Origin of the sequence: Parvularcula lutaonensis (assembly GCF_014651915.1) — a bacterium.
In the GTDB taxonomy this organism is placed as follows: domain Bacteria; phylum Pseudomonadota; class Alphaproteobacteria; order Caulobacterales; family Parvularculaceae; genus Parvularcula; species Parvularcula lutaonensis.
In genome coordinates, this window is the sequence record NZ_BMXU01000002.1 from 508,914 (window position 1) to 531,292 (window position 22,379).

A 22,379-nucleotide genomic window follows, 5' to 3' on the forward strand; every position below is an offset into this window, starting at 1 on the left:
CTCCGGGGCTTTCGTGTCTCGGATCGAGAAATGACAGCTCATCCTGCGCATGAGCAAACTTTAGGTAACCCTCTGCATTGAAAACACACTTTCGGTCACGCCGGTAGGGCAGAGGAATCTTTCAGGGCATGGATACGCAGACACCAGCGGAGCAGCCGCAGGCGCTCCCCTTCACCTTTCACGGCAAGGCCGGCGAGTTTTTCGGTATCTGGATTGTCAACCTGTTGCTGAGCGTCGTCACGCTCGGAGTCTATTCCGCGTGGGCCAAGGTGCGGACCAACCGCTATTTTTACGGATCGACCCGGCTCGATGGCGATGCCTTCAGCTATCACGCAAGGCCGCTTCAGATCCTGATTGCGCGTATCATCGTCGTCTCCGTGCTCATCATTTTCAATCTCGTGATCTCGATCGAGCCGATGATCGGCCTGGCCGTGTTGCCAGTGTTCTTCTTCCTTTTCCCGTGGCTGATCGGCAGGTCGCTCCGGTTCCAGGCGCGGGTGTCACGCTGGCGCGGGATCTCGTTCGACTTCGACACGGCCTACTGGCCAACCTTCGTGACCATCTACATCGTGCCGCTGATCACGATATTCTCCTTCGGCCTTGGCGCCCCGGTCGCGACCAAGCTGACATGGGAGTGGTATCTTGGAAGGCACAGCTTCGGGGACCGTCCGTTCACGTCGGAAATTTCCCTCGGCAAGCTCTATGGCCTGTTCGGGGTCCTTTTCGTGGTCGGTTTCCTGGCTTTCGGCGGTCTGGCCCTTGTTCTCGCTGTGAGCGGTATCGTCGACCGGCTGTCGGCGTCCGCGGCGGGCGACTTTGCGGCCTTCGGAGCCCTCCTCGTCATCTACAGCTTCGTGATCCTGCTCGCCATCCTGCAGCTTGTCTGGACTGCGGGCGTGCGGAATATTGCCTTTGAGACGCTCGTCCTCGACGGCAAGCACCACTTCCGCTCGACGATCTCGAAACGCCGTTACGCCTGGATCGTGGTCAGTAACCTCATTGTCACTGTACTGACGTTTGGCTTGATGACGCCGTGGGCCGCGGTGCGTCTGGCCCGCTACATCGCCAGCGCGACCGCAGTCTTGCCCGGCGGTCCGCTGGACGATTTCGTGCAGGACGTGAAAGAAACCTCAGGCGTGATCGGCGAGGAATATGTGGACCTCGAAGGCATAGATATCGGGGTGGGCCTCTGAAGCATGGCGGTGCTCGGCAAGTTCAGGCGTGACGGCGAGGCGCGGGCCACGCCCGCCTTCCTGTCCCGCGATGGCAAGCTGCTGCTGCTGCTGCACCGCGAGGGCACCGGCGAATTTCTCGCCGATGCCGAGCGCCGGGATATCGACCTGTCGCCGCGGATCGCTTCGATCCCTAGGCAGGTCTCCCTTCCCGGTGGCTGGTCCTTCGAGACCGAGGACAATGACGGGATCGATGCCCTTCTCGGCCGCCCCCATGACCGACTTGTGCCCGCCCTCGAGCGTTTCGGCCCGCACCTGGTGGTGGTCGCGGTCATCTCGGTCATGGCCATCGTCGGCCTCGTTCGCTTCGGCCTGCCTGCCGCGACCGACGCCGCTGTGAACGCAACCCCGCCCGCCGTCGAAAAAGCGATCGCCCAAGGCTCGCTCGCCTCCCTCGACCGGACGCTCTTCAAGCCCTCGGACCACGACCCAGCACGACGGGCTGCCATCGAGGCCCGGTTCGCCCAACTGGTCGACGCCTACAGGGCCCGAAGCGATGCCCGCGGTGAAGCCGACTTCCGCCTTCTCTTCCGGGACGCCCCCTTCGTCGGGCCGAATGCCTTCGCCTTTCCCGGCGGAACGATCGTCATCACCGATGACCTCCTGGACCTGCTCCCCGAGGACGGTCCGGTCCTCGCGGTGCTCAGCCATGAGATCGCCCATGTGCATCACCGCCACGGTCTCAATAGCCTCTACCGATCCGCCGGGATCGGGGCCCTAATCCTCTTCCTTGGTGGCGAGGCGAGCCAGCTCGCCGAGGAGCTGGTGGTGCAGGGCGCCGTCCTGTCGAACCTCGCGGCTTCCCGCTCGATGGAGGCCGAGGCGGACCTCACCGGCGTCGCCATCGCCGTTGGCGCGGGGATCGAGCCCGAGGGTCTCGTCACCGCGCTCGCTGCGCTGAACGCTGATTGCCCCGGCTGCGACGATGCTTCTTGGTCAAGTTCGCACCCCAGTTTTGCCAAACGCCGGAATGCCATTCGCGATGCGATCAAGAGGAGCGGAGAAGTGCGGAGCGTGACCAGCGAGCGTTGACCCTGACCCCCCGTTCTCTTTAGTCGGTCCATGACAAGGACTTTCCAAGGAGACGTCATGGCGACCACCCCGGCGCAGCTTACCCCCCAAGAAGCGATCATCTACTTGATGGTGACGGCTTCGGCGTCAGACGGTTCGATCAATGCGGTCGAGCTCCGCACGATCGGGCGGGTCGTCCGCTCCTTCCCGCTGTTCAGCAATGAGGACGAGCAGACGCTGGTCCAGATCGCCGAGCGGGCCGGGGAGATGATGGGCTCCGACGGGGGCCTGCGCAAAGTCATGGACGCATGCGCCGCCGCGCTTCCCGAGCATCTGGGCGAGACCGCCTATGCAGCGGTCGTCGACGTGGTGACCGCCGATGAGAGCCTGAACCTTGAAGAGATCAGGATGCTGGAACTGATCCGCGACGCCCTCGGTGTGTCCGACGAAGGCGCGGCAGCCATCGAACACGCGGCGCGCGCCCGGCACATGACGCTGGAGGTGCCGGCTTGACCCTGGAGCTTGGCTGGGAAGAGTGGGTGAGCCTGCCGAAGCTCGGGCTGCCGGCGATGAAGGCGAAGGTGGATACGGGCGCGCGCTCGTCCAGCCTTCATGCCTTCACTGTGGAGCCGTTCGGCCCGCCATCGAAGCTCAAGGTCCGCTTTGGCGTCCATCCGATCCCGGAGCGTCCGGACATCGAGGTCTATTGCTCGGCGGATGTTCTCGACAGACGTGACGTGACCTCGTCGAATGGCGAAACCGAGAAACGCTGGACGATCGAGACCGACATCGAGATCAACGGCGAGCGTTGGCCGATCATCCTGACACTGACCGATCGCGAGGGGATGAACTTCCACATGCTTCTCGGTCGCCAGGCCCTCGAAGCCTATCCGGGAGAGGCGCCGCGGGTCAGCCCGACAAAGAGCTACGTGCAGCCTGTCCTCGGCTATGACGCCTATGACAAGATGCTGGCGAAGACGCCGCAGAAGCGTGCCTTGCGGGTCGCCATCCTGACCAAGGAACCCAAGATCTATTCGTCCCGCCGCCTGATCGAGGCAGGCGAGGCGCGCGGGCACGTCGTCGAGACCATCAACACCTCCCGCTGCTACATGCTGATCAATGCAGAGAAGCCCGAGGTCCACTATGATGGACGGGCGCTGCCGAGCTATGACGCGGTCATCCCCCGCATCGGCGCATCGATCACCGCATACGGAACAGCCGTGGTCAGGCAGTTCGAAACCACCGGTGCCTTCTGCGTCAACCGCTCCGAGGCGATCTCGGCCAGCAGGGACAAGCTCTATGCGCACCAGATCCTCGCGCGCGATGGAATCGGCATGCCGACCACGGCGTTCGCCTCCTCGCCCCAGGACAATGAAGCGCTCATCAAGCTGATCGGCCAGCCGCCCATCATCCTGAAGCTTCTCGAATCGACCCAGGGCAAAGGCGTGGTCCTCGCCGAAACGAAGAAGGCGGCGGAATCGGTGATCTCGGCATTCCGTAACCTGAACGCCGATTTCCTGGTGCAGGAGTTCGTCAAGGAAGCGAATGGCGAGGACATCCGCTGCCTGGTCGTTGGCAACAAGGTCGTTGCCGCGATGAAGAGGAGCGCCGCACCCGGAGAATTCCGGTCGAACCTGCACCAAGGCGGCTCCGCCGTGAGTGTACGGATCACGAAGCAGGAACGAGAGGTCGCCCTGCGTGCGGCGCGGGCGTTGGGCCTGGGCTTTGCCGGGGTGGACCTCCTGCGTTCCGAGAACGGGCCGAAGGTTCTCGAGGTCAATTCGAGCCCAGGGCTCGAAGGGATCGAGAAAAGCTCGAAGAAGGACGTGGCCGATCTCGTTTTCCAGCATATCGAGAAGCGTGCGGCGAGCACCGTGAAGCGTCGCCGGAAAATCGTTTCGGCGGCCTGACGTGCTGGACCGGCTCGCGACACAGGCCCTGACCCTGCTGCCTCCCGAAGAAGCGCACAGGGCGACCGTCAGCTTACTGAAATCGCCGCTAGCGCCAAAGCCTCGCGTCGCCTGCGACCCGATGCTGCGGACATCCTTCGCGGGGCTAGATCTTCCCAATCCTCTCGGAATGGCCGCGGGCTTCGACAAGAACGCCGAGGTCGCAGGTCCGCTGCTCGATCTTGGCTTCGGCTTTGTCGAAGTGGGCGCAGTGACCCCGCGGCCCCAGCCGGGCAATCCGTCGCCCAGGGTCTTCCGTTTGCGGATGGACCGGGCTGTCATCAATCGCTACGGCTTCAACAATGACGGTCTCGACGCCATCGCGGCCCGGCTGAAGGCGCGGGCGGGACGCCCCGGCGTGGTCGGCATCAATCTCGGCGCCAACAAGGACAGCGAGGACCGGGCACAGGACTTCGTCACCGGGCTCGTTGCGCTCGAGGACCATGTATCCTTCCTGACGGTGAATGTCAGCTCTCCGAACACGGAGGGCCTGCGTTCGCTGCAGGGGCGCCAGTTCCTCGCCGGCCTGCTCGGCCGGGTGCTTTCTGCACGGAGGACGGGCAAGCCGGTCTTCGTCAAGGTCGCCCCGGACCTAACCGATGAGGAGAAGGCGGACATTGCCGCCGCTGCGATGGATGCAGGCGTCGATGGCATGATCGTTTCGAACACGACCCTCGACCGCACCGGGCTTCATGGTCCGTACAAGGATGAGAAGGGTGGCCTTTCCGGCAAGCCGCTGTTCGAGAAATCGACGGCCGTTCTCAGGGACTTCGCGCGCGAGACGAAGGGCGCGCTGCCGCTGGTCGGGGTCGGCGGGGTCTTCACGGCCGGGGATGTCGTCACGAAGCTCAAGGCTGGAGCCGGAGCTGTCCAACTCTACACGGCGATGGTCTATGAAGGGCCGGGCCTGGTCAAAAGAATCATCGAAGAATTACCCAAGCTGCTGCGCGCGGAAGGCTTCGGCTCCGTCCGTGATGCGGTGGGTGCAGGGCTCTAGGAAGGACCAGAGACATGTTCATGACGCTCCTCATGCTGACGGCCCAGGCGGGCTGCGATATCACGGTCATCGAGGGGCGGATCGAGACACCAACCGCCACTCACCAGGCCATAGCCATTGCCGATGGAAGGATCCGCGCCATTGGATCCCTTACGGAAATGCCAGACACGGATGACGCCTGCAGGGTGTCGCTGCCCGAGACACAAACGGTTTTTCCGGGACTGACCGACAGCCATGTTCACCTGATCGGCATCGGCCTTAGGGAAATGACCCTCAACCTCGACCGGGCACGCTCGATCGAGGACGTGAAGCTGGCCCTCGCCGAGCAGGCGGAGAGGCAGCCTGAAGGCACGATCATCGGGCGCGGGTGGATCGAGACGGGCTGGCCCGAAGGCCGCGCGCTTGTCGCAGCCGATCTCGACGAGGTCGTCAGTGATCGTCCTGTCCTCCTGACCCGTGCCGACGGCCATGCCCTGGTCGCGAACACCGCAGCGCTCGAAGCTTCGGGCATCACGCCGGACACGCCCGACCCCGAAGGCGGGCGGATCGTTCGCGATGCTGAAGGAAACGCGACCGGTTATCTCGTTGATGCTGCCATGGGCTTGACCTCTGGCCTCGTGCCGGAGCTGACGGAAGAACGTCGCCGTGAGGCGCTTCGCCTCGGGGCGGAGACCTATGCCGCTCGCGGCTGGACCGGTGTGCACAACATGTCGGTGGAGGCCGCGGACCTGCCGCTCCTCGAAGAGCTGGCAGCGGCAGGGGAGTTGCCGCTGCGGGTGGCGAATTTCGTTGTGCCGGAAAGCCTCGAGCAACTGGCCGAGATGGGGCCGCGCTGCGACGATACCGGGCTGGTCTGCCATCTGGGCGTCAAGTTCTATGCCGATGGTGCCCTCGGCTCGCGCGGAGCGCTGCTGAAAGAGCCGTATGCAGACGAGCCTGGAACAATCGGCCTGCGCCTTCTCGACAGGGACGACGCGATGGAGGCTTACCGCAAGGCCGCGGAAGGTGGACTCCAGATCACGACCCACGCCATAGGCGACCGGGCCAATGCCGATGTCCTGTCCTGGTACAAGGATCTGCGTGCTGATTATCCCAAAGCCACCCTGCGGATCGAGCATGCCCAGATCCTCGACCCCGAGGACCTAGCCCGCTTTGCCGAGGCTGGCGTCATTGCGTCGATGCAGCCGAGCCATGCGATCGGCGATCTCCATTTCGCCGAGGACCGTCTCGGGCTTGAGCGCCTGGAAGGCGCCTATGCGTGGAACAGCCTCGCAGGCGAGGGGACACTGATCGTCTTCGGCTCCGACGCGCCGGTGGAGCAGGGCGATCCGCGGATCGAGCTTTACGCCGCCCATGTCCGTCAGGACCTGCAGGGATTCTCCGGTGAAGGTTGGCACCCGGAGGAAGCGCTCAGCCGGGCGGAAACCCTCGCGCTGTTCACCACGTCGCCAGCGCTGGCCATCGGCCGGGGCGGCTCGCTGGGAACGCTGGCCCCCGGCTTTGCCGCGGATCTCTCGATCTTCGAAGGCGATCCTTTCGCGGGTCCGAGCAACGCCAAGGCGGTGGCAACGATGATCGACGGCAAGGTGGTCTCGGGCGAACTCCGTTGATCGAAAGGAAGACGGCTGGAACTGAGCCGCCTTCCATCTTTCTACGGATCAGTTGACCCGAACGAGCTCGCTCCGGAGCTCTTCGGGCACATCGTTCAGCGAAAGCACCTGGATCTTGGCGCCGGGATGGTCGGTCTTGGCCGAAGGCATGGTGTCGAGTTCGGCCGGTTCATCGGTGGCGTCTGCGACTGGTACACTCACGACAACGCGCTCAGGCAGCTTGTACATCGCACCGGTTGCCGGATCCACGATCAGAAGCCCGATCGGGCCGCCGACCAGGATGTTGCCAATATACCAGCCGTCCATCGACGACGTTAGCTGGCCACGGCCGACCGTCCCGTCGATTGTCGCCTCAATCGTGTAGTTGGCCCCGCTGAAGTAGCCGTCCGAAGCCTTGAGCGTCAGGGTCGTCGGGCCCTCGCCTTCGAAGACGATCATGCCCTTTTCGTCGGTGATCTTCAGGTCAGCGCCGGTCGGAACGCTATCGATGGTGACCGGATAGACCGAGTCACTCACAATCGACGCACAACCGGACATGAGGACGGCAAGAGCGCCGCCGCACAGAAGTTTCGTTTTCATGATTTACCCCAAAATCTTCACTGCAGCGCGAGTGCTGCGCGGAACTCCTAAGCATCGGGTTCAGCAGATTGCCACAACAAACGGTCATGGAAGCATTTTTTCTATCAGCCAAGGGGACGCGCGCCTAACAAGTCGGGAGAGGGATGGATTTCCTCGGTGGACAGACCCAACGGGCAAGCTAAACCCGCGCGGATGCCGAAGCCTCTGATCATCGCCGTCGATGGACCCGCTGCCAGCGGGAAGGGGACCCTGTCCCGGAGGCTTGCCTCGCTTTACGGTCTCAAGCACCTCGACACGGGAGCGCTTTACCGCGGCGTGGCCTGGCTGATGCTGAAGCGCGACCTCGACCCCCGCGATGCCGACCAGGCAACGGAGGTCGCCCGGAACTTCGACCCCGAGGCGCTGGGCAGCGCCGAGCTCAGGACGCCGACGGTGGGACGCGGCGCCAGCCTCGTCGCGGTGCATGAGGGCGTGCGCTCCGCGCTCTTCGATTTCCAGCGCAATTTCGGGCTGACCCCGCCCGGCGCGGTCCTTGACGGGCGGGACATCGGAACGGTGATCTTCCCCGATGCGACGGTGAAGTTCTTCATCACGGCCAGCCCCGAAGAGCGGGCGCGCAGGCGATATGAAGAGCTGCGCGTGCAGGATCCGAGCGTGACCTATGAGAGCACCCTCGAGGAGCTCAGGCGCCGGGACGAACGCGACCAGAGCCGTGCCGAGGCGCCCCTGAAGCCCGCTGCCGATGCGGAGATCATCGATACCTCCAAGCTGACACCCGACGAGGTGCTGGCAAGGGCATCGCGCCTTGTCGACAACGCGCTCAGGGACTTTGCCAAACAGGGTTGAGTTCGCGGGACCAGCCATGACCCCCGGCCTTGCCTCGCAAGCCTTTCTGTGCCTAAAGCCCGACCGTTCGCGGCCGCCGGCCACCGATCGACCGAGCTTTGGAGGAGGACCAGCGTTTCAGCATCCGAACCTGACCCTCGATCGGTCATGTGCTGGCGCCATGTGTCCAACCCGCTCCGAAGGCCCGCAACCAACTTCGCCTTCCGAGCCTCAACCCGCAGGCCACCGCCTGCACCAAAGGCAATATTTTGTCCGAAACCATGAACCCCTCGGTCGAAGATTTCGCCGAGATGTTCGAAGCTTCCGTCGTTGATCTCGACAGCTTTGAACAAACCGTCGTCAAAGGAAAAATCACCGGCATCGACAAGGATATGGCCATTGTCGACGTCGGCCTGAAAACCGAAGGCCGCGTCCCGCTGCGCGAATTCGGTGTCCAGAACGGCGAAAGCTCGATCAAGGTCGGCGACGAGGTCGACGTCTTCATCGAGCGCGTCGAGAACGCAAAAGGCGAAGCGGTCATCTCGCGCGAGAAAGCCCGCCGCGAGGAAGCCTGGGAACGTCTCGAGAAAGACTTCGAGAATGACGAGCGCGTCAACGGCGTCATCTTCAACCGCGTCAAGGGCGGCTTCACCGTCGACCTCGGCGGTGCCGTGGCCTTCCTGCCCGGCAGCCAGGTCGACATCCGCCCCGTGCGCGATGCCTCGCCGCTGATGAACCTCGAACAGCCCTTCAAGATCCTCAAAATGGACAAGCGCCGCGGCAACATTGTCGTCTCGCGCCGTGCCGTTCTCGAAGAGGATCGCGCTGAACATCGCCAGGAAGTCGTCCGTGACCTCAACGAGGGTGATGAGCGCGAAGGCGTCGTCAAGAACATCACCGACTACGGTGCGTTCGTCGAGCTGGCACCGGGCGTCGATGGCCTGCTGCACGTCACCGACATGTCGTGGAGCCGCGTGAACCACCCGTCAGAGGTTCTCAACGTCAACGATACCGTCCGTGTGAAGATCATCAAGATCAACCCGGAAACGAGCCGCATCAGCCTCGGTATGAAGCAGCTCCAGCCCGATCCCTGGGAAGGTGTCCAGGCCAAGTACCCGGTCGGCGCCGTCTTCAAGGGCAAGGTCACGAATATCACCGACTACGGTGCGTTCGTCGAGATCGAGGACGGCATCGAAGGCTTGGTCCACGTCTCGGAGATGTCCTGGGTCAAGAAGAACATGCCGCCGAGCTCGATCGTCGAGCCGGGCCAGGAAGTCGACGTCATGGTTCTCGAAGTCGACGAGTACAAGCGCCGCGTCTCGCTCGGCCTGAAGCAGACCCTCGACAATCCGTGGGAAGCCTTCGCCGAGAAGAACCCGGTGGGCTCGATCCTCGAGGGCGAAGTCAAGAACATCACCGAGTTCGGCCTGTTCGTTGGCATCGACGAGAACATGGATGGCATGGTCCACCTCTCCGACCTCGACTGGGACAAGCCGGGCGACGTCGCTATCCAGGACTACAACAAGGGCGACACCGTCAAGGTGAAGGTCCTCGATGTTGATCCGGACAAGGAGCGTATCTCCCTCGGCATCAAGCAGGTCGCCAACGACCCGATGGATGCGATTGGCGAGCTCAAGAAGGGCGACGACGTCACCTGCGAAGTCTCGGCTGTCGAAAACGGCGGTATCGAAGTCCGCGTCGGCGGCGAAGGCGGCCCGAAGGCCTTCATCCGCAAGTCGGACCTCAGCCGCGACCGCAACGAGCAGCGTCCCGAGCGTTTCGCCGTTGGCGACAAGGTCGACGCCCGCATCGTGGCGATCGACCGCGCGTCGCGTCGCCTGTCGCTGTCGATCAAGGCACGCGAAATGGCTGAAGAGAAGGAAGCCGTCGAACAGTATGGTTCGGCCGATTCCGGCGCTTCGCTCGGCGACATCCTCGGCGCCGCGCTGAAAGACACCGACGACGCATAAGCTTCGTCTCTCCAAGTAATGAGCCCGCCGGAGTTCCCTCCGGCGGGCTTTTCTTTTGCAGCCCAGCCCCTTGGGACAGTTAAGGAGCCATTAACGGGCGGCATGGGAAGGGCACCTCCCATGACAGGGCTACTTATACTCGCAGCAGCATCTGCTTCCGCGTCCTCGCTGTTCCAGCCGACCGAGATCAAGGCGGAGGAGAACCGCTGGTCCGGATCGGTCGTGTTCAACCTGTCTTCGGCAACGGGGAACACGGAGAATACCGTCATCGGCGGCAGGTTCCAGATTGCGCGCAAGTACAAGGTGCTGACCCATGCATTCGATGCGGGCGGCAACTATACCGAAACCACGACGACCGATGCGATGGGCATGGACGTCACCGACGTCACACAGAACAACTGGTTCGCCCAGTACCGGATGGAGATCCAGACAGGCGACCGGACGTTCGTCTACGGAAAGACCCGATACGAAGAAGACCAGTTCTCCGGTTTCGACCGCAAGGCCTTTGTCGGCGGCGGTCTCGGCCATACTTTCGTGAAGACCGACACCCGCGAGCTGCAGATGCTGATCGGCCCCGGCGTTCAGTATTTCGAGCGCGAGGTGCCAAGCCCGGAGCCTGCGAATTTCGAGCGCACCGAGACGAGCGCTGCCGTGTTCTTCGGCCAGACCTTCAAGCAGGTCATCAAGGAAAACGTCACCTTCGAGCAGAGCTTCGATGCGACCGTTGCTGACGAGAACACGACGGCGATCCTGAATGTCGCCGTGAAGTCGAACCTGACGGATAAGATTAGCCTACGGACGTCTTACAACATAAAGCACGAGACCGATCCGCCCCAGGCGCGTAAGCAGACCGACACACTGCTGAGCGTGTCGATCGGCTACGACTTCTAAAGGCTAGGACTTCTTTTCAAGGTCGAAGAGCAGGACCTCAGCGCCCTGACCTTCTTCGATGACCATCTCGGCGGGCTCGGTGAGCGCGATGGCGTCGCCCCGTTGCAAGCGCTGGCCATTCACCTTCGCCGAGCCCTCGGCCAAATGCAGGTAGGCACTCCTGCCGTCGCGGAGATCGAAGCGGACTTCCTGCTCGCCGTTCAGAATGGCGGCGTAGACATCCGCCCCGGCCAGCGTCTTGATCGAGCCGTCGCGCCCGTCCTCGGAGACGAAAAGCCGGAGCTTGCCGTCTTTCTCTGCGCGCGGAATGTCGAGCGTCTGGTAGCCGGGTCTCGCACCATGGACCTTCGGCTCGAGCCAGACCTGCAGGAAGCGGACATCTTCGTCGCGGCTTGGATTGAACTCTGAATGCCGGACCCCGGTCCCCGCGGTCATGTATTGCACGCCGCCCGCCTTGACGACGGAGCCGTTGCCCATCGAGTCCTTGTGCTCGAGTGCCCCCGACAGGACGTAGGAAAAGATCTCGAAGTCAGCATGCGGATGCATGGGAAAGCCCGCGCCGGCAGCGACCTGGTCGTCATTGATAACGCGGAGGCTTTCGAAGCCCATCCATTCGGGATCGTGGAAGCCTGCGAAGCTGAAGCTGTGGGCTGAACGAAGCCAGCCATGGTCAGCATGTCCCCGCTCGTCGGCGCGGCGCAGGATCGGGCCTCTGGTGCCAGTCGGTTGCTGATGGCGCATGGGACCTCCGGTGTGGTTGACACGGAAGATTGCGCCTTCAGGGCACAGCGACAATGGCGGGCCTGCGCAAAGCAGACCCGCGCCGGAGGCAAAGCTCTCGTTGACGCCCTCGCTAGCTGAGCTTCTTGACGTGCCAGTCGACCGTCATGGTCGCGACTTCGGTGCCTTCGGCGTCCGACAGGCTGACATCCACGGCGAACTGGACCTTGCCGACCTCGTCGAGCTGGCCGATCAGCCCGCTTGCGTTCTCGCGGATACGCGCGGTGGCGGTAATCGTGCCCTTGGCGATCTTCAGGTACTGGATGTCCGCTTTCGCAGCGACCGGACGCACGGTCATCATCCGCTCAAGGAACGCCCCGGCGAAGGCAGCGCCCGAAGCCTGCTCCCCGAGAACGAACAGTGCGCCTGCGTGCATCGACTGGATGTGGTTCTCGACCTCGGGCCGCTGGTCGAGGTGGCAGGTGGCCTTCTCCGCCGTGATCTCGTCGATCACCACGCCGGTATACCGGGCGAAGGGGACCATCTTGGAGAGCTGCTCGCGGATCTGGTCGTAGGGGGACATGGACGTCTCCTTTTTCTCGTTGTTGCCGCGAGCATGCCTGAGCCCACAAAAAAAGCGAGGGCTGCTGCCCTCGCTTCAGTCTTGGGGTAGCCCTTGGAGAGGCCGGGATCAGCGGCGGTAGCTGTAGGGACCTTCGCTGCCGAGATTGCCCGCAGCATCGCTGCCTTCGATATAGAACTGGTAGGTCGTGCCCACCGAGCCCTGGAAGGTGACGCTGTGCGATGTCTTCAGCGTGCTGTCCGTATAGGTATAGCTGTAGGCCGGGAAGCGGACCTGGCTGGTGGATGGCTCGTCCGAGTTCCAGGTCAGGCGGAACCTGCCACCTGAAAGCCTCTGGGCACGAAGGTTCGAGAAATCCGGCGGGGTCGTATCGGCCGACCCGCCACCACCGCCGCCGCAGGTGGAGGGTAGGGCGAAGCTCTCAGAGCTCATGGTTGCGCCGCTGCCCATGCCGAAATCGGCGAAGGCCTGCCACACGAAGCAGTCCTGCGAGGACGGTGCCGCATCGAGAATACCGTTCCGCATATCAATGTAATCCGGACCAGGAGCGGTAAAATTCATGCCCTCGACCAGCGTGTCCAGCAGGTCGTAGTTGGACAGACCGTTAGCATTGAAGATCTCCTTCAAACGCCAGATGGCACCGGCATAGATCTCGCCGTCATAGTGGACCGAGGTGCCGGTGCGGTCGCCCAGTGTCCGGTTGTAGTTCGTGTACCGCGCGGACCGGATCCCGGCTGGGTCATTGGTGGAGTACTCGCCGACGCGGTCGTCGTCATTGATGAGGAGGGCCAAGACATCGCCCATCCCCTCGCCAATGGCACCGGAGACCGATCCTGACATCGAGCCGATCATCCGCCATGTCAGGCCGTGGCCGTATTCGTGGTAAACGATGTCAGAGTCGAGGTCGCCATCGCGATAGGGGCTGGTGAGGTTCCACAGATACATCTGCATCCGCGGGTTGTAGCCGTCAGAGGGCGTTGCGAAATTGGCGTTGTTGACGCCGCCGCCGTCCTGTGCCTCGGCATTGACGGAGTCGGAGCCTGCGCCGCCCCTGCCGAAATTGTCTTCCTGGAAGTTACCGGCAGCCTCATCGAAACCGGCCGCATACAGAATGTCGTGAATGCGGTTGTTCAGGTAGAAGAGGTTCTGGATGGCCACCCGCTGGTTCTGCGTCGTCGCGGGGTCAGCGCCGAGATCGGCGGCGTAGATGAACGAGCCATCGGCGATCGGCGCCGAGGCAGTGTCCGGGGCGTTGTTGTTGTTCCGGTCGAGATAGGCCGAGACGTTATTGCCGCGGATATAGTTGGCATACTGCGTGCCGGAGAAAAGCCAGCCCGCCGGGGATTCGGCGTTGCCTGCCCCCGGACCCTGGACGATCGTCTGGGCCGAATTGCCCGGATGGTCGGCGAAGACGCCGTACTGGTCACGGGCAGTGCGGTCCTCGACGTCCAGAACCTGGCCGTTGGGGCCGACGAGGACGTGATAGAGTTCGTTCGAATCCCCGCTCCAAAGCTTCACGAGGAAGCCGACCGAGTTGCGGCCCTTCCCGGTGACCACCACCTCTTCGACGCTCGGCGCCTCGTAGAAGAAAGGGTCGGACGCGAAGGTGGTGACAAAGCCTTCCGAGGTCCCGCCGGTGAGTGTCGGGGCGTTGGGAAAGACACGCTGGCGGGCAGCTTCGAGGGCCTCCTGGGCGTCGATCTGCGCCTTCCGGACCTTGAACATGCCGACCCCGCGGGTGCGGTGCTGGAGCTTCTCGAGGTCTCCGTTCTTCGCGAAATTGGCGATGACCGTCGAGCCGTAGACCCGGCGCCCGTCGATTTTCTGTTCGAAGCGCTGGTGGATTCGGCCCGACTTCGACCTGCGTTCACTGACCAGCTCGAGGGCGCTGCTGGGGTCGATCGCGCCCTTGGTGCGCAGGTAGTCCTGCACGCGGTCCTGGCGCTTGCCGGCTTGCGGGAAGGAGGCGTTCAGCTCAGCCAGGTCGCTGACCGTCACCTTTTCTTCTTTCAGGATGCCGCTGTCCTGCGCGACTGCCGGGCCCGCGATAAGGCCGAGCAGCGCTGTCGCTCCGAGGAGGCGCTTTTGGAGTTTCATGCTCTGATGTCCCAAGTGAGAACATGAAGGAGAACCCTTCATGCCTGTAAGGAGCAGAAGCTGCGCCTGCCAAACTCTTGGTAACAAGCGGCATTTTATTCAAAGGTTGGCTCGGCGTTAACCATGCTCACGGGAGGTGGAACCCCGCGCAAGCATTCGCCAGAAAAGGGTATCCGGCGCTGAAATATATTGTCGTTCTTCGTGAATGGTTTCGGGACAGCATCACAGATCAAGAGCCAAGAGATTCGCCCAAAGATTTGATGCAGAATAACAAAAGCCGCCGCGGCAGGGCCGGGCGGCTTCGTCATTGGCTCGTAAGCTGCCGAGCGGGGTCGGGTGGCTAGACCAGACCCTCGCGCTGCATCTTCTTGCGCTGCAGCTTGCGCGCACGACGGATCGCTTCAGCCTTCTGGCGAGCGCGTTTCTCCGACGGCTTCTCGTAGAACTTACGGGCCTTCATTTCGCGGAAGGTGCCCTCACGCTGCATCTTCTTCTTCAGAGCGCGAAGGGCTTGCTCGACGTTATTGTCGCGCACAACGATGTTAACGATGGGTCTCACTCCTTATGGTGGCAGCTTCGGCGAAGGCAGCCCATAAGCGTCAAACCGCGCCTTGTCGAGCGCTTCTCGATGAGAATATGGGCAATGTGATGACTTCTGAGACCCGAGAGCCACAAATGCACGCCGCTGACGACGAGACTCGCCGCGAAATCCTCGAGCAGCTCCTTCCGGAGGCCGCGTTCGAGGGGTTCACCCGCGAAACGCTCGAAACCGCGGCACGCAGCGCCGGCATTGACCAAGAGGAGATCGAAGCGGGGCTTCTCGACCGGCTTTTCCCGCGCGGCGTGGGCGACGTGCTGGCCTTCTGGTCCGAAGAGGAAGACCGCAAGATGGCAGACGCCTATGAGGCCCTGAACCCCAAGCCCCACGGCATCACGGCGAAGATCACCTGGCTCATCAAACAGCGGATCGAGGGCCTCGACTGGAACCGCGAGGCGGCGCGGCGGGCGGCCCACACACTGGCGCTGCCCCATCATGGCAAGCTCGGCGCGACACTGGTCTGGAACACCGCAGACAAGATGTGGCGGACGATCGGCGATACGAGCACGGACTTCAACTGGTACACCAAGCGGATGTCGCTGTCGGCGATCTATGCCTCGACCCTCAGCCGCTGGCTCAACGACCAGGGCGATGCTGGGGCAGAGGAGCCATACGCTGCGACCTGGGAATTTCTCGACGCGCGGATCGGCAACCTGATGGAGTTCGAGAAGGCCAAGGCCAGGATCCAGAAGGCCGTGCCTGACCCCGCGGCCATCGTGGGCTTTCTGGGAAGGCTGCGCTACGGTTCCGAAAAATAAGAGGAAGCGTTCCGAAGTGAAAAAGATCGTCCTGCCGCTCATCGCCCTCGTGGCCGTGGGTGCTGTTGCCGCTGCGCTCTGGTATTACCGGCCCGGATCCGAATTCTCGCCAAGCGAGGTCATCGCGATGTCGAACCTCGAGGACCGGCGGCTTCCCTACAGGACGATGGAGACGATCTACCCCTCCCGACCGATCCGGCCCGCCAGGGTCCAGACTACCTTTCGCCGTGACCTCCGCCCCATTCCCATCACCTATGAATGGATGGGCGCGACGCGCGATTTCGAGGACTATGCCGAGCGCCGTAACGTGCAGGGAATCCTCGTCCTCAAGGACGGCGTGGTGGTGATGGAGGAGTATCTCGGTGACGCGGAACCCGACGACCGCTTCACCTCGTGGTCCGTGGCAAAGTCATGGATCAGCACGCTGATCGGCATCGCCCTTGCGGAAGGTGCCATCGACAGTCTCGATGACCCTGTGTCGAAATATGCCCTCGAATATCGTGGTACGGATTACGGTGACACGTCGATCCGGCACCTGCTGATGATGTCGTCAGGCATCGACTTCAACGAGAATTACGAAGAGCGGGGCTCGGACATCCGCAAGCTGTTCTTCAACACCTTCCTTCTCAACCGCGATGTCGATGACACCGTGCGCGGTTACAAGCGCAACCGTCCGGCAGGTGAGGACTTCGATTACATCTCTCCCAACACGCAGGTCCTGACCGCGGTCCTGCGCGGGGCCTATGGTTCCAACCTCGTCGGGATCGTCAACGACAAGCTGGCGGAGCCGCTGGGGCTGACCGGTGGAACGTGGCTGACTGACAGGCATGGACCGGCAGGCAAGGAGCTTGGCTATTGCTGCCTGCAACTCACCCTCGAGGACTATGCCAAGCTCGGCCAGCTTTACGTCCAGGACGGGGTCATGGGGACCATGCGGGTGCTTCCCGAGGGCTGGGTGGATTTCGTCCGCACACCGCCGCAGGAAAGCCACGAGCCGAAGGGCGACTGGCGTCGCGGTTATGGCCACCATTTCTGGACCACGGGCGGCGATGACGGCGCGTTTGCCATGCAGGGCTATGACGGCCAGTTCGTCCATATGGACCCGGAGGAAGGCGTGGTCATCGTCATTGCCGCGGCAGACCGGAACGGCTGGGACGACGAGCCGGAATATGGACGTCTCTTCCGCGCGATCAAGGACGGGTTACGGAAGATCGAGCCCGACGATCGAAGGGCAACCACCCAATGATTACTCGGGCGCTTCGCCCTCCAGCGTCTTGAGATAGGCGATGATGTCCCGGCGGTCGGCGGGGTTGCTGTTACCAGCGTAGGACATCCGCCCACCGGGAATGACCGACTGGGGTGCCTTGAGATAGGCATCGAGGGTCTCGTCGTCCCAGACCACGTCTGACCGCTTGAGCGCGCTTGAATAGCTGAAATCCGCATATTGGCCAGCGGGCTTGCCGTAGACGCCCCAGAGATTGGGACCGACCCGGTGCCGGGCGCCGGGGGTCACCTCGTGGCAGACGGCGCATTGCCGGAAGATCCGTCGTCCGTTTTCGGGATCGGCAGGCATGGCGAGGCGTTCTTCAACGGTCACCTCGGGTTCCTCGGCGCCTCCGCCACAGGAACTGAGGAGAAAGGCACCGAAGGCGAGGGTTGCAAGCTTGGTCCGCATGGGGTCCACCTACCATCTGTTGTGCGGAGCACCATAACAGAATGCGCACCCATAGGAGAGACGCCACCGTGGACCTGAAAGCCGCCATCCGCGCGATTCCCGATCATCCGAAGCCGGGCATCATTTTCCGCGACCTGACGACGCTGATGGGCAACCCGGAGGCGTTCCGCGCGACGTGCCAGGCTCTGGCCGATGCACACCAAGATCGCGGCGTGACCCATGTCGCAGGGATCGAGGCCCGTGGCTTCATCTTTGGAGCGGCGGTAGCCGACCGGATGCAGACGGCCTTCGTTCCGGTGCGCAAGGCAGGCAAGCTGCCCCACAAGACCATCACCAAGAGCTACGCGCTCGAATACGGCGAGGACACCCTCGAGATCCACGAGGACGCCCTGCCGGAGGGTGCGCGCGTGCTCTTGATCGACGATCTCCTCGCAACCGGAGGCACCGCCGCTGCGAGCGTGGAGCTCATTCGCGCGGCGGGCGGCGAGGTCGCGGGCGCGGGTTTCGTGGTGGAACTGGTCGGGCTGCCGGGGCGATCTCGCCTTGAGGGCCTCGGCGTTGAGACGCTTGCGCTGACGAGTTTCGAGGAGGACTGAGATGGTCCTGAAAAACTTCACCGAATGGCTCGCGCCTGGCGATGGCGAGACGAAGGACCCGTCACCCAAGCTGCCGCCGAGGGTCGGCGCGGCGGGGCTCCTGATCGCCGCAGCCCATCGCGAAGGCCGCTTCACGGATGTCGAGAAGGACCTCGTCGCGGCCGCGCTGATGAAGCTCTTCATGCTGACCAACCCTGACGCGAGGGCGTTGCGGGAAGAGGCGGAAAAGGAGCTTTTCGAGAATGGACGCAGCTTCGTCGATTTCGCCGCCGCGGCGAAGGAGCTCGACCGGGACGAACAGGAGGCGCTGGTGACCCATATCTGGCGCATCGTCGACCTCGAGGAAAAGGTCGATGGCGAGCACCCGTTCGTGTCGTCCGTGCGCGATTATCTCGGTTTCACTAAGGAGCAGGCCGAAGCCCTCAGGCCTGCCGAGGATTAAATGTCAGCTCAGTCCCAACGAAAAGCCATGACCGCGGCCTCCGTCCGCAGTCGGAAGGGCGGCGAGCCGCTCGTCTGCCTGACCGCCTATGACGCCCCGACGGCGAAGGTTCTCGATGCGCATTGCGACGTCCTGCTCGTCGGCGACAGTCTCGGAATGGTCGTGCACGGAATGCCCTCGACGGTCGGTGTGACGCTCGACATGATGATCCTGCACGGTAAGGCAGTGATGCGCGGGGCGGAGAATGCGCTCGTGGTCGTCGACCTGCCCTTTGGCAGCTACGAGGCCTCGCGCGAGCAAGCCTTTGAAAGCGCGCGCCGGGTGGTGTCGGAAACCGGCTGCGGCGCGGTGAAGATCGAGAGCGGCACCTATGCTGCTGGCACCGTCGCCTTTCTTGCCGAGCGGGGTATCCCGGTCATGGCCCATGTCGGGCTTCGTCCGCAGGCGTCGCTCGTCACTGGCGGCTTCAAGGCCAAGGGCAGGACCGGCGCCGAGCGGGAGGCCGTGATCGCGGAAGCGCGGGCTGCTGACGAGGCGGGCGCCTTCGCCATGGTGATCGAAGGCGTCGACGAAGAGCTCGCGCGGCAGATCACGCAGGAGGTGCGCTGTCCAACGATCGGGATCGGGGCCTCGGCTGCCTGCGACGGCCAGATCCTCGTGACCCCGGACATGCTGGGAATGTTCGACTGGACCCCGAAATTCGTCCGCCGTTACGGAAAGCTCCGTGAGCAGATCGGCGAGGCGGTGGAAGCTTATGCCAAGGACGTCCGTGAGCGGAGCTTCCCCGGCGAGGCCGAGACCTACCGCCTGAAGAAGGACTAGGGCCGGCGCCGGTTGGCGAGCACCAGCGCGCCGCCGGTGAGGAAGAGCAGCGCACCCGCTGGCAGCGGCACGGGATTGATGGCGCCCTGTCCGTCCGGCGAAGGGATGACGAGGGTGATTTGTCCATCGCCTGCGGCCAGCGACGCCGAAAACGTGCCGACCGCAAGGCCGAGGGCCCGGAGCGACGTTCCGAAGAAAACGAGCTCCCCGGAGATCGTCTCACCCGAGCTGTAGCCTGCGGGCACGAGCAGTTTTCCGCTCGACGTGATCCCGAACGCATCGCCCCGCGCCTTCCCCCGGATCGGCGTCTGGGATCCGAAGCGCGCGAGTCGGCTCGCTGCATAGATATCGTAGGGCCTTGTCCCGTCGGAGAAGGGGAACAGCGGCAGATTGACGAAACTGCCGTCACGCGGGCCGAGAAACCCCTGCTCGCGGGTGTCAGCGCTGTTGCTATCCAGGAGCGGGACACCGGACAGTTCAAGGGACCCGGAGAAGCGAAATTTCACGTCCCCGAATTCCTCGACCACCCCGATGACCATCGCGCCGTGGGCAGCGCCCCCCAGTGCGAGCGAAGCGGCTATGGACAGGATGAGACCGTACAAGCGCATGGCCGCGCTCCCCCTACAAACACCCGGATAAGATGTAATACATCACCGAGACACGCAAGAATGGAAATTTCGGAAAATCGCCCTTAAAGGTGCGCGTCTAAGCAGGCTGCGGCGGCAGGGCACTTCACCCTGCGTTAACCAACCGCTTGCCACCTCGAAGTCCTGATCCTACGTCCGCTTGCCCCACTGGCCTTGCTGATTTTTCCCGGAGTATCCGATGTCCGAACGTGATCCCCACGATCTTACGATGAACACGCTCATTCCCATGGTGATTGAGCAAACGAGCCGCGGGGAGCGCAGCTTCGATATCTACTCGCGCCTCCTCAAAGAGCGGATCGTCTTCCTCTCCGGACCTGTCCATGACCAGGTTGCGACCCTGCTCGTGGCCCAGCTCCTGTTCCTTGAAGCGGACAACCCGAAGAAGGATATCGCCCTTTATATCAACAGCCCTGGCGGTCAGGTGACGTCCGGCCTCGCGATCTACGACACGATGAAATACATCCGCCCCGCGGTCTCGACCATTTGCATCGGCATGGCGGCTTCGATGGGATCCCTGCTGCTGGCGGCTGGCGAGAAGGGCATGCGCTATTCGCTGCCGAACAGCCGCATCATGGTTCACCAGCCCTCGGCGGGCTTCCAGGGCCAGGCGTCCGATATCGAGCGCCACGCCAAGGACATTCTCGAAACGAAGCGCCGCCTCAATGAAATTTACGTTGAGCACACGGGTCAGGACTACGAAACCATTGAGAAAACCCTCGATCGTGACTACTTCATGACTCCCCAACAGGCGTTGGAATTCGGGCTGATCGACCAGGTTTTCGAGAAGCGTGGCGCATCCTCTGAAGGCAATGATGCGAATGAGTAGGTAACAGGGTGGGGCGTCTTGGCCCCTGTCCTGCAACGCCAAATCAATACATGGCTGCGTAGTTTGCCGTTCGGTGTGATTGCGCCTTGCCTGAGCTTCGGGCAGGCTTGCGTGGAACGGCAGAAGCCGCGGTCACTTTCTGTGACGGCAGGGTCCTCGGGACCCCGCCACGAGGAGTAAGGCAATGAGCAAAGTGAGCAACAAGGGCGGAAGCGGCACTGGACCGACCGGAACCGGTGGGTCGGGTGACGGCAAGAACACCCTCTACTGCTCGTTCTGCGGGAAGTCGCAGCATGAGGTCCGCAAGCTCATTGCGGGACCGACTGTCTTCATTTGCGACGAATGCGTCGAGCTGTGCATGGACATCATCCGCGAGGAATCGAAATCCTCGCTCGTGAAGTCGGGCGACGGTGTCCCTTCTCCGCAGCATATTCACCAGGTCCTCGACGACTACGTCATTGGCCAGAGCTACGCGAAGCGCGTCCTGGCCGTGGCCGTGCACAACCACTTCAAGCGTCTCAACCACGCCCAGAAGAACTCGGACGTCGAACTGGCGAAGTCGAACATCCTGCTCGTGGGTCCCACGGGTTCAGGCAAGACGCTGCTGGCCCAGACCCTGGCCCGCATTCTCGACGTGCCGTTCACCATGGCCGATGCCACGACCCTCACCGAAGCCGGCTATGTCGGCGAGGATGTCGAGAACATCGTCCTGAAGCTGCTCCAGGCCGCCGACTACAACGTCGAACGCGCCCAGCGCGGCATCGTCTATATCGACGAGATCGACAAGATCTCGCGCAAGTCGGACAACCCTTCGATCACCCGCGACGTGTCGGGCGAGGGCGTCCAGCAGGCGCTTCTCAAGATCATGGAGGGCACGGTCGCGTCCGTCCCGCCGCAGGGCGGTCGCAAGCACCCGCAGCAGGAATTCCTGCAGGTCGACACGACGAACATCCTGTTCATCGTCGGCGGTGCCTTCGCTGGTCTCGACAAGGTCATCCAGAACCGCGGCGAGGGGGCCTCGATCGGCTTCGGTGCCGAGGTGAAGGAAATCGAGGACAAGCGCGTCGGTGACTGGCTGCGCCTGACCGAGCCGGAGGACCTCCTGAAATTCGGCCTCATTCCCGAATTCATCGGCCGTCTGCCGGTGATTGCGACCCTCGAGGACCTCGATGAAGACGCACTGGTGCAAATCCTGACTGCGCCGAAGAACGCGCTGGTCAAGCAATACGCCCGGCTCTTCGAGATGGAGAATGTCGAACTGACGTTCACGGAAGAAGCGCTGAAGGCGGTGGCCCGCAAGGCCATCACCCGCAAGACCGGCGCCCGTGGCCTGCGCTCGATCATGGAGGGCATCCTGCTCGACACCATGTTCGACCTGCCGACCATGGAGAATGTCGAGGAGATCGTCGTCAACGAAGAGGTCGTCGAAGGCCGGGGCGAACCGCTGCGTGTGTTCGCGAAGGCCGAGAAGCAGGCGCAGGACCAGAGCGCCTGAGGCTGAGAACCCTCAAGGTCCAAGATCAAAAGGCCGCCTTCGGGCGGCCTTTTTCG

23 protein-coding genes are annotated in these 22,379 nt (G+C 63.0%); 16 read left to right on the forward strand and 7 right to left on the reverse strand.

The genetic code is table 11. The features are described from left to right. Nucleotides 1-128 precede the first annotated feature (128 nt). The 6 genes from IE053_RS10815 to IE053_RS10840 are packed head-to-tail and all read left to right on the forward strand — an operon-like array spanning nt 129 to nt 6,799. Nucleotides 129-1,193 (forward strand): YjgN family protein, encoded by a 1,065-nt coding sequence (locus tag IE053_RS10815; protein WP_189575840.1) that lies wholly within the window; start codon nt 129-131, stop codon nt 1,191-1,193. A gap of 9 nt (nt 1,194-1,202) precedes the next feature. Beyond that, complete coding sequence (locus IE053_RS10820) at nt 1,203-2,264, forward strand: M48 family metallopeptidase (RefSeq protein ID WP_189575842.1); 1,062 nt, start codon at nt 1,203-1,205, stop codon at nt 2,262-2,264. A gap of 57 nt (nt 2,265-2,321) precedes the next feature. Next, a complete protein-coding gene (locus IE053_RS10825; RefSeq protein WP_189575844.1) occupies nt 2,322-2,756 on the forward strand; it encodes a tellurite resistance TerB family protein in 435 nt (144 codons plus the stop codon). After that, entirely contained in the window at nt 2,753-4,153 is a 1,401-nt protein-coding gene (rimK, locus tag IE053_RS10830; RefSeq protein ID WP_189575846.1) for a 30S ribosomal protein S6--L-glutamate ligase, read from the forward strand. Before IE053_RS10825 ends, rimK begins: the two co-directional genes overlap by 4 nt. A 1-nt stretch (nt 4,154) precedes the next feature. After that, on the forward strand, nt 4,155-5,189 hold the full coding sequence (locus tag IE053_RS10835) for a quinone-dependent dihydroorotate dehydrogenase (protein ID WP_189575848.1): 1,035 nt from the start codon (nt 4,155-4,157) through the stop codon (nt 5,187-5,189). A 14-nt stretch (nt 5,190-5,203) separates the two neighbouring features. Continuing rightward, the gene (locus tag IE053_RS10840) at nt 5,204-6,799 is read left to right on the forward strand and encodes an amidohydrolase (protein ID WP_189575850.1); all 1,596 of its coding nucleotides are present in this window, start codon (nt 5,204-5,206) and stop codon (nt 6,797-6,799) included. A gap of 48 nt (nt 6,800-6,847) precedes the next feature. Here the strand turns inward: IE053_RS10840 and IE053_RS10845 are convergent, their stop codons facing one another. Further along, nucleotides 6,848-7,378, reverse strand: coding sequence for a hypothetical protein (locus IE053_RS10845; protein WP_189575852.1), 531 nt, complete (start codon nt 7,376-7,378; stop codon nt 6,848-6,850). A 204-nt stretch (nt 7,379-7,582) separates the two neighbouring features. Between IE053_RS10845 and cmk the strand changes: the two genes are divergently transcribed. From cmk to IE053_RS10860, 3 genes are all read left to right on the forward strand, one after another. Next, nucleotides 7,583-8,224, forward strand: a complete 642-nt coding sequence (gene cmk, locus IE053_RS10850; RefSeq protein WP_373302884.1) for a (d)CMP kinase — start codon at nt 7,583-7,585, stop codon at nt 8,222-8,224. A 260-nt stretch (nt 8,225-8,484) separates the two neighbouring features. Beyond that, nucleotides 8,485-10,173: a 30S ribosomal protein S1 gene (gene rpsA, locus IE053_RS10855; RefSeq protein WP_373302886.1), complete on the forward strand. Its 1,689-nt coding sequence runs from the start codon at nt 8,485-8,487 to the stop codon at nt 10,171-10,173. A 120-nt stretch (nt 10,174-10,293) separates the two neighbouring features. Continuing rightward, the gene (locus IE053_RS10860) at nt 10,294-11,064 is read left to right on the forward strand and encodes a DUF481 domain-containing protein (protein WP_189575858.1); all 771 of its coding nucleotides are present in this window, start codon (nt 10,294-10,296) and stop codon (nt 11,062-11,064) included. 3 nt (nt 11,065-11,067) lie between these two features. On the opposite strand, the gene IE053_RS10865 is transcribed toward IE053_RS10860, so the two are convergent. The 4 genes from IE053_RS10865 to rpsU form a co-directional block, all read right to left on the reverse strand. Then, on the reverse strand, nt 11,068-11,805 hold the full coding sequence (locus IE053_RS10865) for a pirin family protein (RefSeq protein WP_189575860.1): 738 nt from the start codon (nt 11,803-11,805) through the stop codon (nt 11,068-11,070). Between the two features lie 112 nt (nt 11,806-11,917). Beyond that, nucleotides 11,918-12,367 (reverse strand): YiiD C-terminal domain-containing protein, encoded by a 450-nt coding sequence (locus IE053_RS10870; protein WP_189575862.1) that lies wholly within the window; start codon nt 12,365-12,367, stop codon nt 11,918-11,920. A 108-nt stretch (nt 12,368-12,475) separates the two neighbouring features. Then, on the reverse strand, nt 12,476-14,464 hold the full coding sequence (locus IE053_RS10875; RefSeq protein ID WP_189575864.1) for a M36 family metallopeptidase: 1,989 nt from the start codon (nt 14,462-14,464) through the stop codon (nt 12,476-12,478). Nucleotides 14,465-14,804: 340 nt separating this feature from the next. Further along, nucleotides 14,805-15,023, reverse strand: coding sequence for a 30S ribosomal protein S21 (gene rpsU / locus IE053_RS10880; protein WP_373302868.1), 219 nt, complete (start codon nt 15,021-15,023; stop codon nt 14,805-14,807). Nucleotides 15,024-15,139: 116 nt separating this feature from the next. Here rpsU and IE053_RS10885 point away from each other — a divergent pair, with 116 nt between their 5' ends. Both IE053_RS10885 and IE053_RS10890 read left to right on the forward strand, forming a co-directional pair. After that, entirely contained in the window at nt 15,140-15,820 is a 681-nt protein-coding gene (locus IE053_RS10885; RefSeq protein ID WP_189575874.1) for a COQ9 family protein, read from the forward strand. A gap of 16 nt (nt 15,821-15,836) precedes the next feature. Next, the gene (locus tag IE053_RS10890) at nt 15,837-17,066 is read left to right on the forward strand and encodes a serine hydrolase domain-containing protein (protein WP_189575876.1); all 1,230 of its coding nucleotides are present in this window, start codon (nt 15,837-15,839) and stop codon (nt 17,064-17,066) included. Here IE053_RS10890 and IE053_RS10895 read toward each other — a convergent pair whose 3' ends face one another. Then, a complete protein-coding gene (locus IE053_RS10895) occupies nt 17,067-17,495 on the reverse strand; it encodes a c-type cytochrome (protein ID WP_189575878.1) in 429 nt (142 codons plus the stop codon). A 41-nt stretch (nt 17,496-17,536) separates the two neighbouring features. Here IE053_RS10895 and IE053_RS10900 point away from each other — a divergent pair, with 41 nt between their 5' ends. From IE053_RS10900 to panB, 3 genes are read left to right on the forward strand one after another with little or no spacing between them, the layout of a single operon-like run. Beyond that, entirely contained in the window at nt 17,537-18,091 is a 555-nt protein-coding gene (locus IE053_RS10900) for an adenine phosphoribosyltransferase (RefSeq protein ID WP_189575880.1), read from the forward strand. Between the two features lies 1 nt (nt 18,092). Then, nucleotides 18,093-18,533, forward strand: a complete 441-nt coding sequence (locus IE053_RS10905) for a TerB family tellurite resistance protein (protein ID WP_189575882.1) — start codon at nt 18,093-18,095, stop codon at nt 18,531-18,533. After that, entirely contained in the window at nt 18,534-19,355 is an 822-nt protein-coding gene (panB, locus tag IE053_RS10910) for a 3-methyl-2-oxobutanoate hydroxymethyltransferase (RefSeq protein ID WP_189575884.1), read from the forward strand. Here the strand turns inward: panB and IE053_RS10915 are convergent. Next, nucleotides 19,352-19,963, reverse strand: a complete 612-nt coding sequence (locus IE053_RS10915) for a hypothetical protein (protein ID WP_189575886.1) — start codon at nt 19,961-19,963, stop codon at nt 19,352-19,354. The two genes, panB and IE053_RS10915, sit on opposite strands and share 4 nt — an antisense overlap. Nucleotides 19,964-20,180: 217 nt before the next feature. Here IE053_RS10915 and clpP point away from each other — a divergent pair, with 217 nt between their 5' ends. Beyond that, complete coding sequence (gene clpP, locus IE053_RS10920) at nt 20,181-20,828, forward strand: ATP-dependent Clp endopeptidase proteolytic subunit ClpP (protein WP_189575888.1); 648 nt, start codon at nt 20,181-20,183, stop codon at nt 20,826-20,828. 184 nt (nt 20,829-21,012) lie between these two features. Then, nucleotides 21,013-22,323 carry an ATP-dependent Clp protease ATP-binding subunit ClpX gene (gene clpX, locus IE053_RS10925; protein ID WP_189575890.1) on the forward strand — a complete coding sequence of 437 codons (1,311 nt, stop codon included), beginning with the start codon at nt 21,013-21,015 and terminating at the stop codon, nt 22,321-22,323. Nucleotides 22,324-22,379 lie beyond the last annotated feature (56 nt).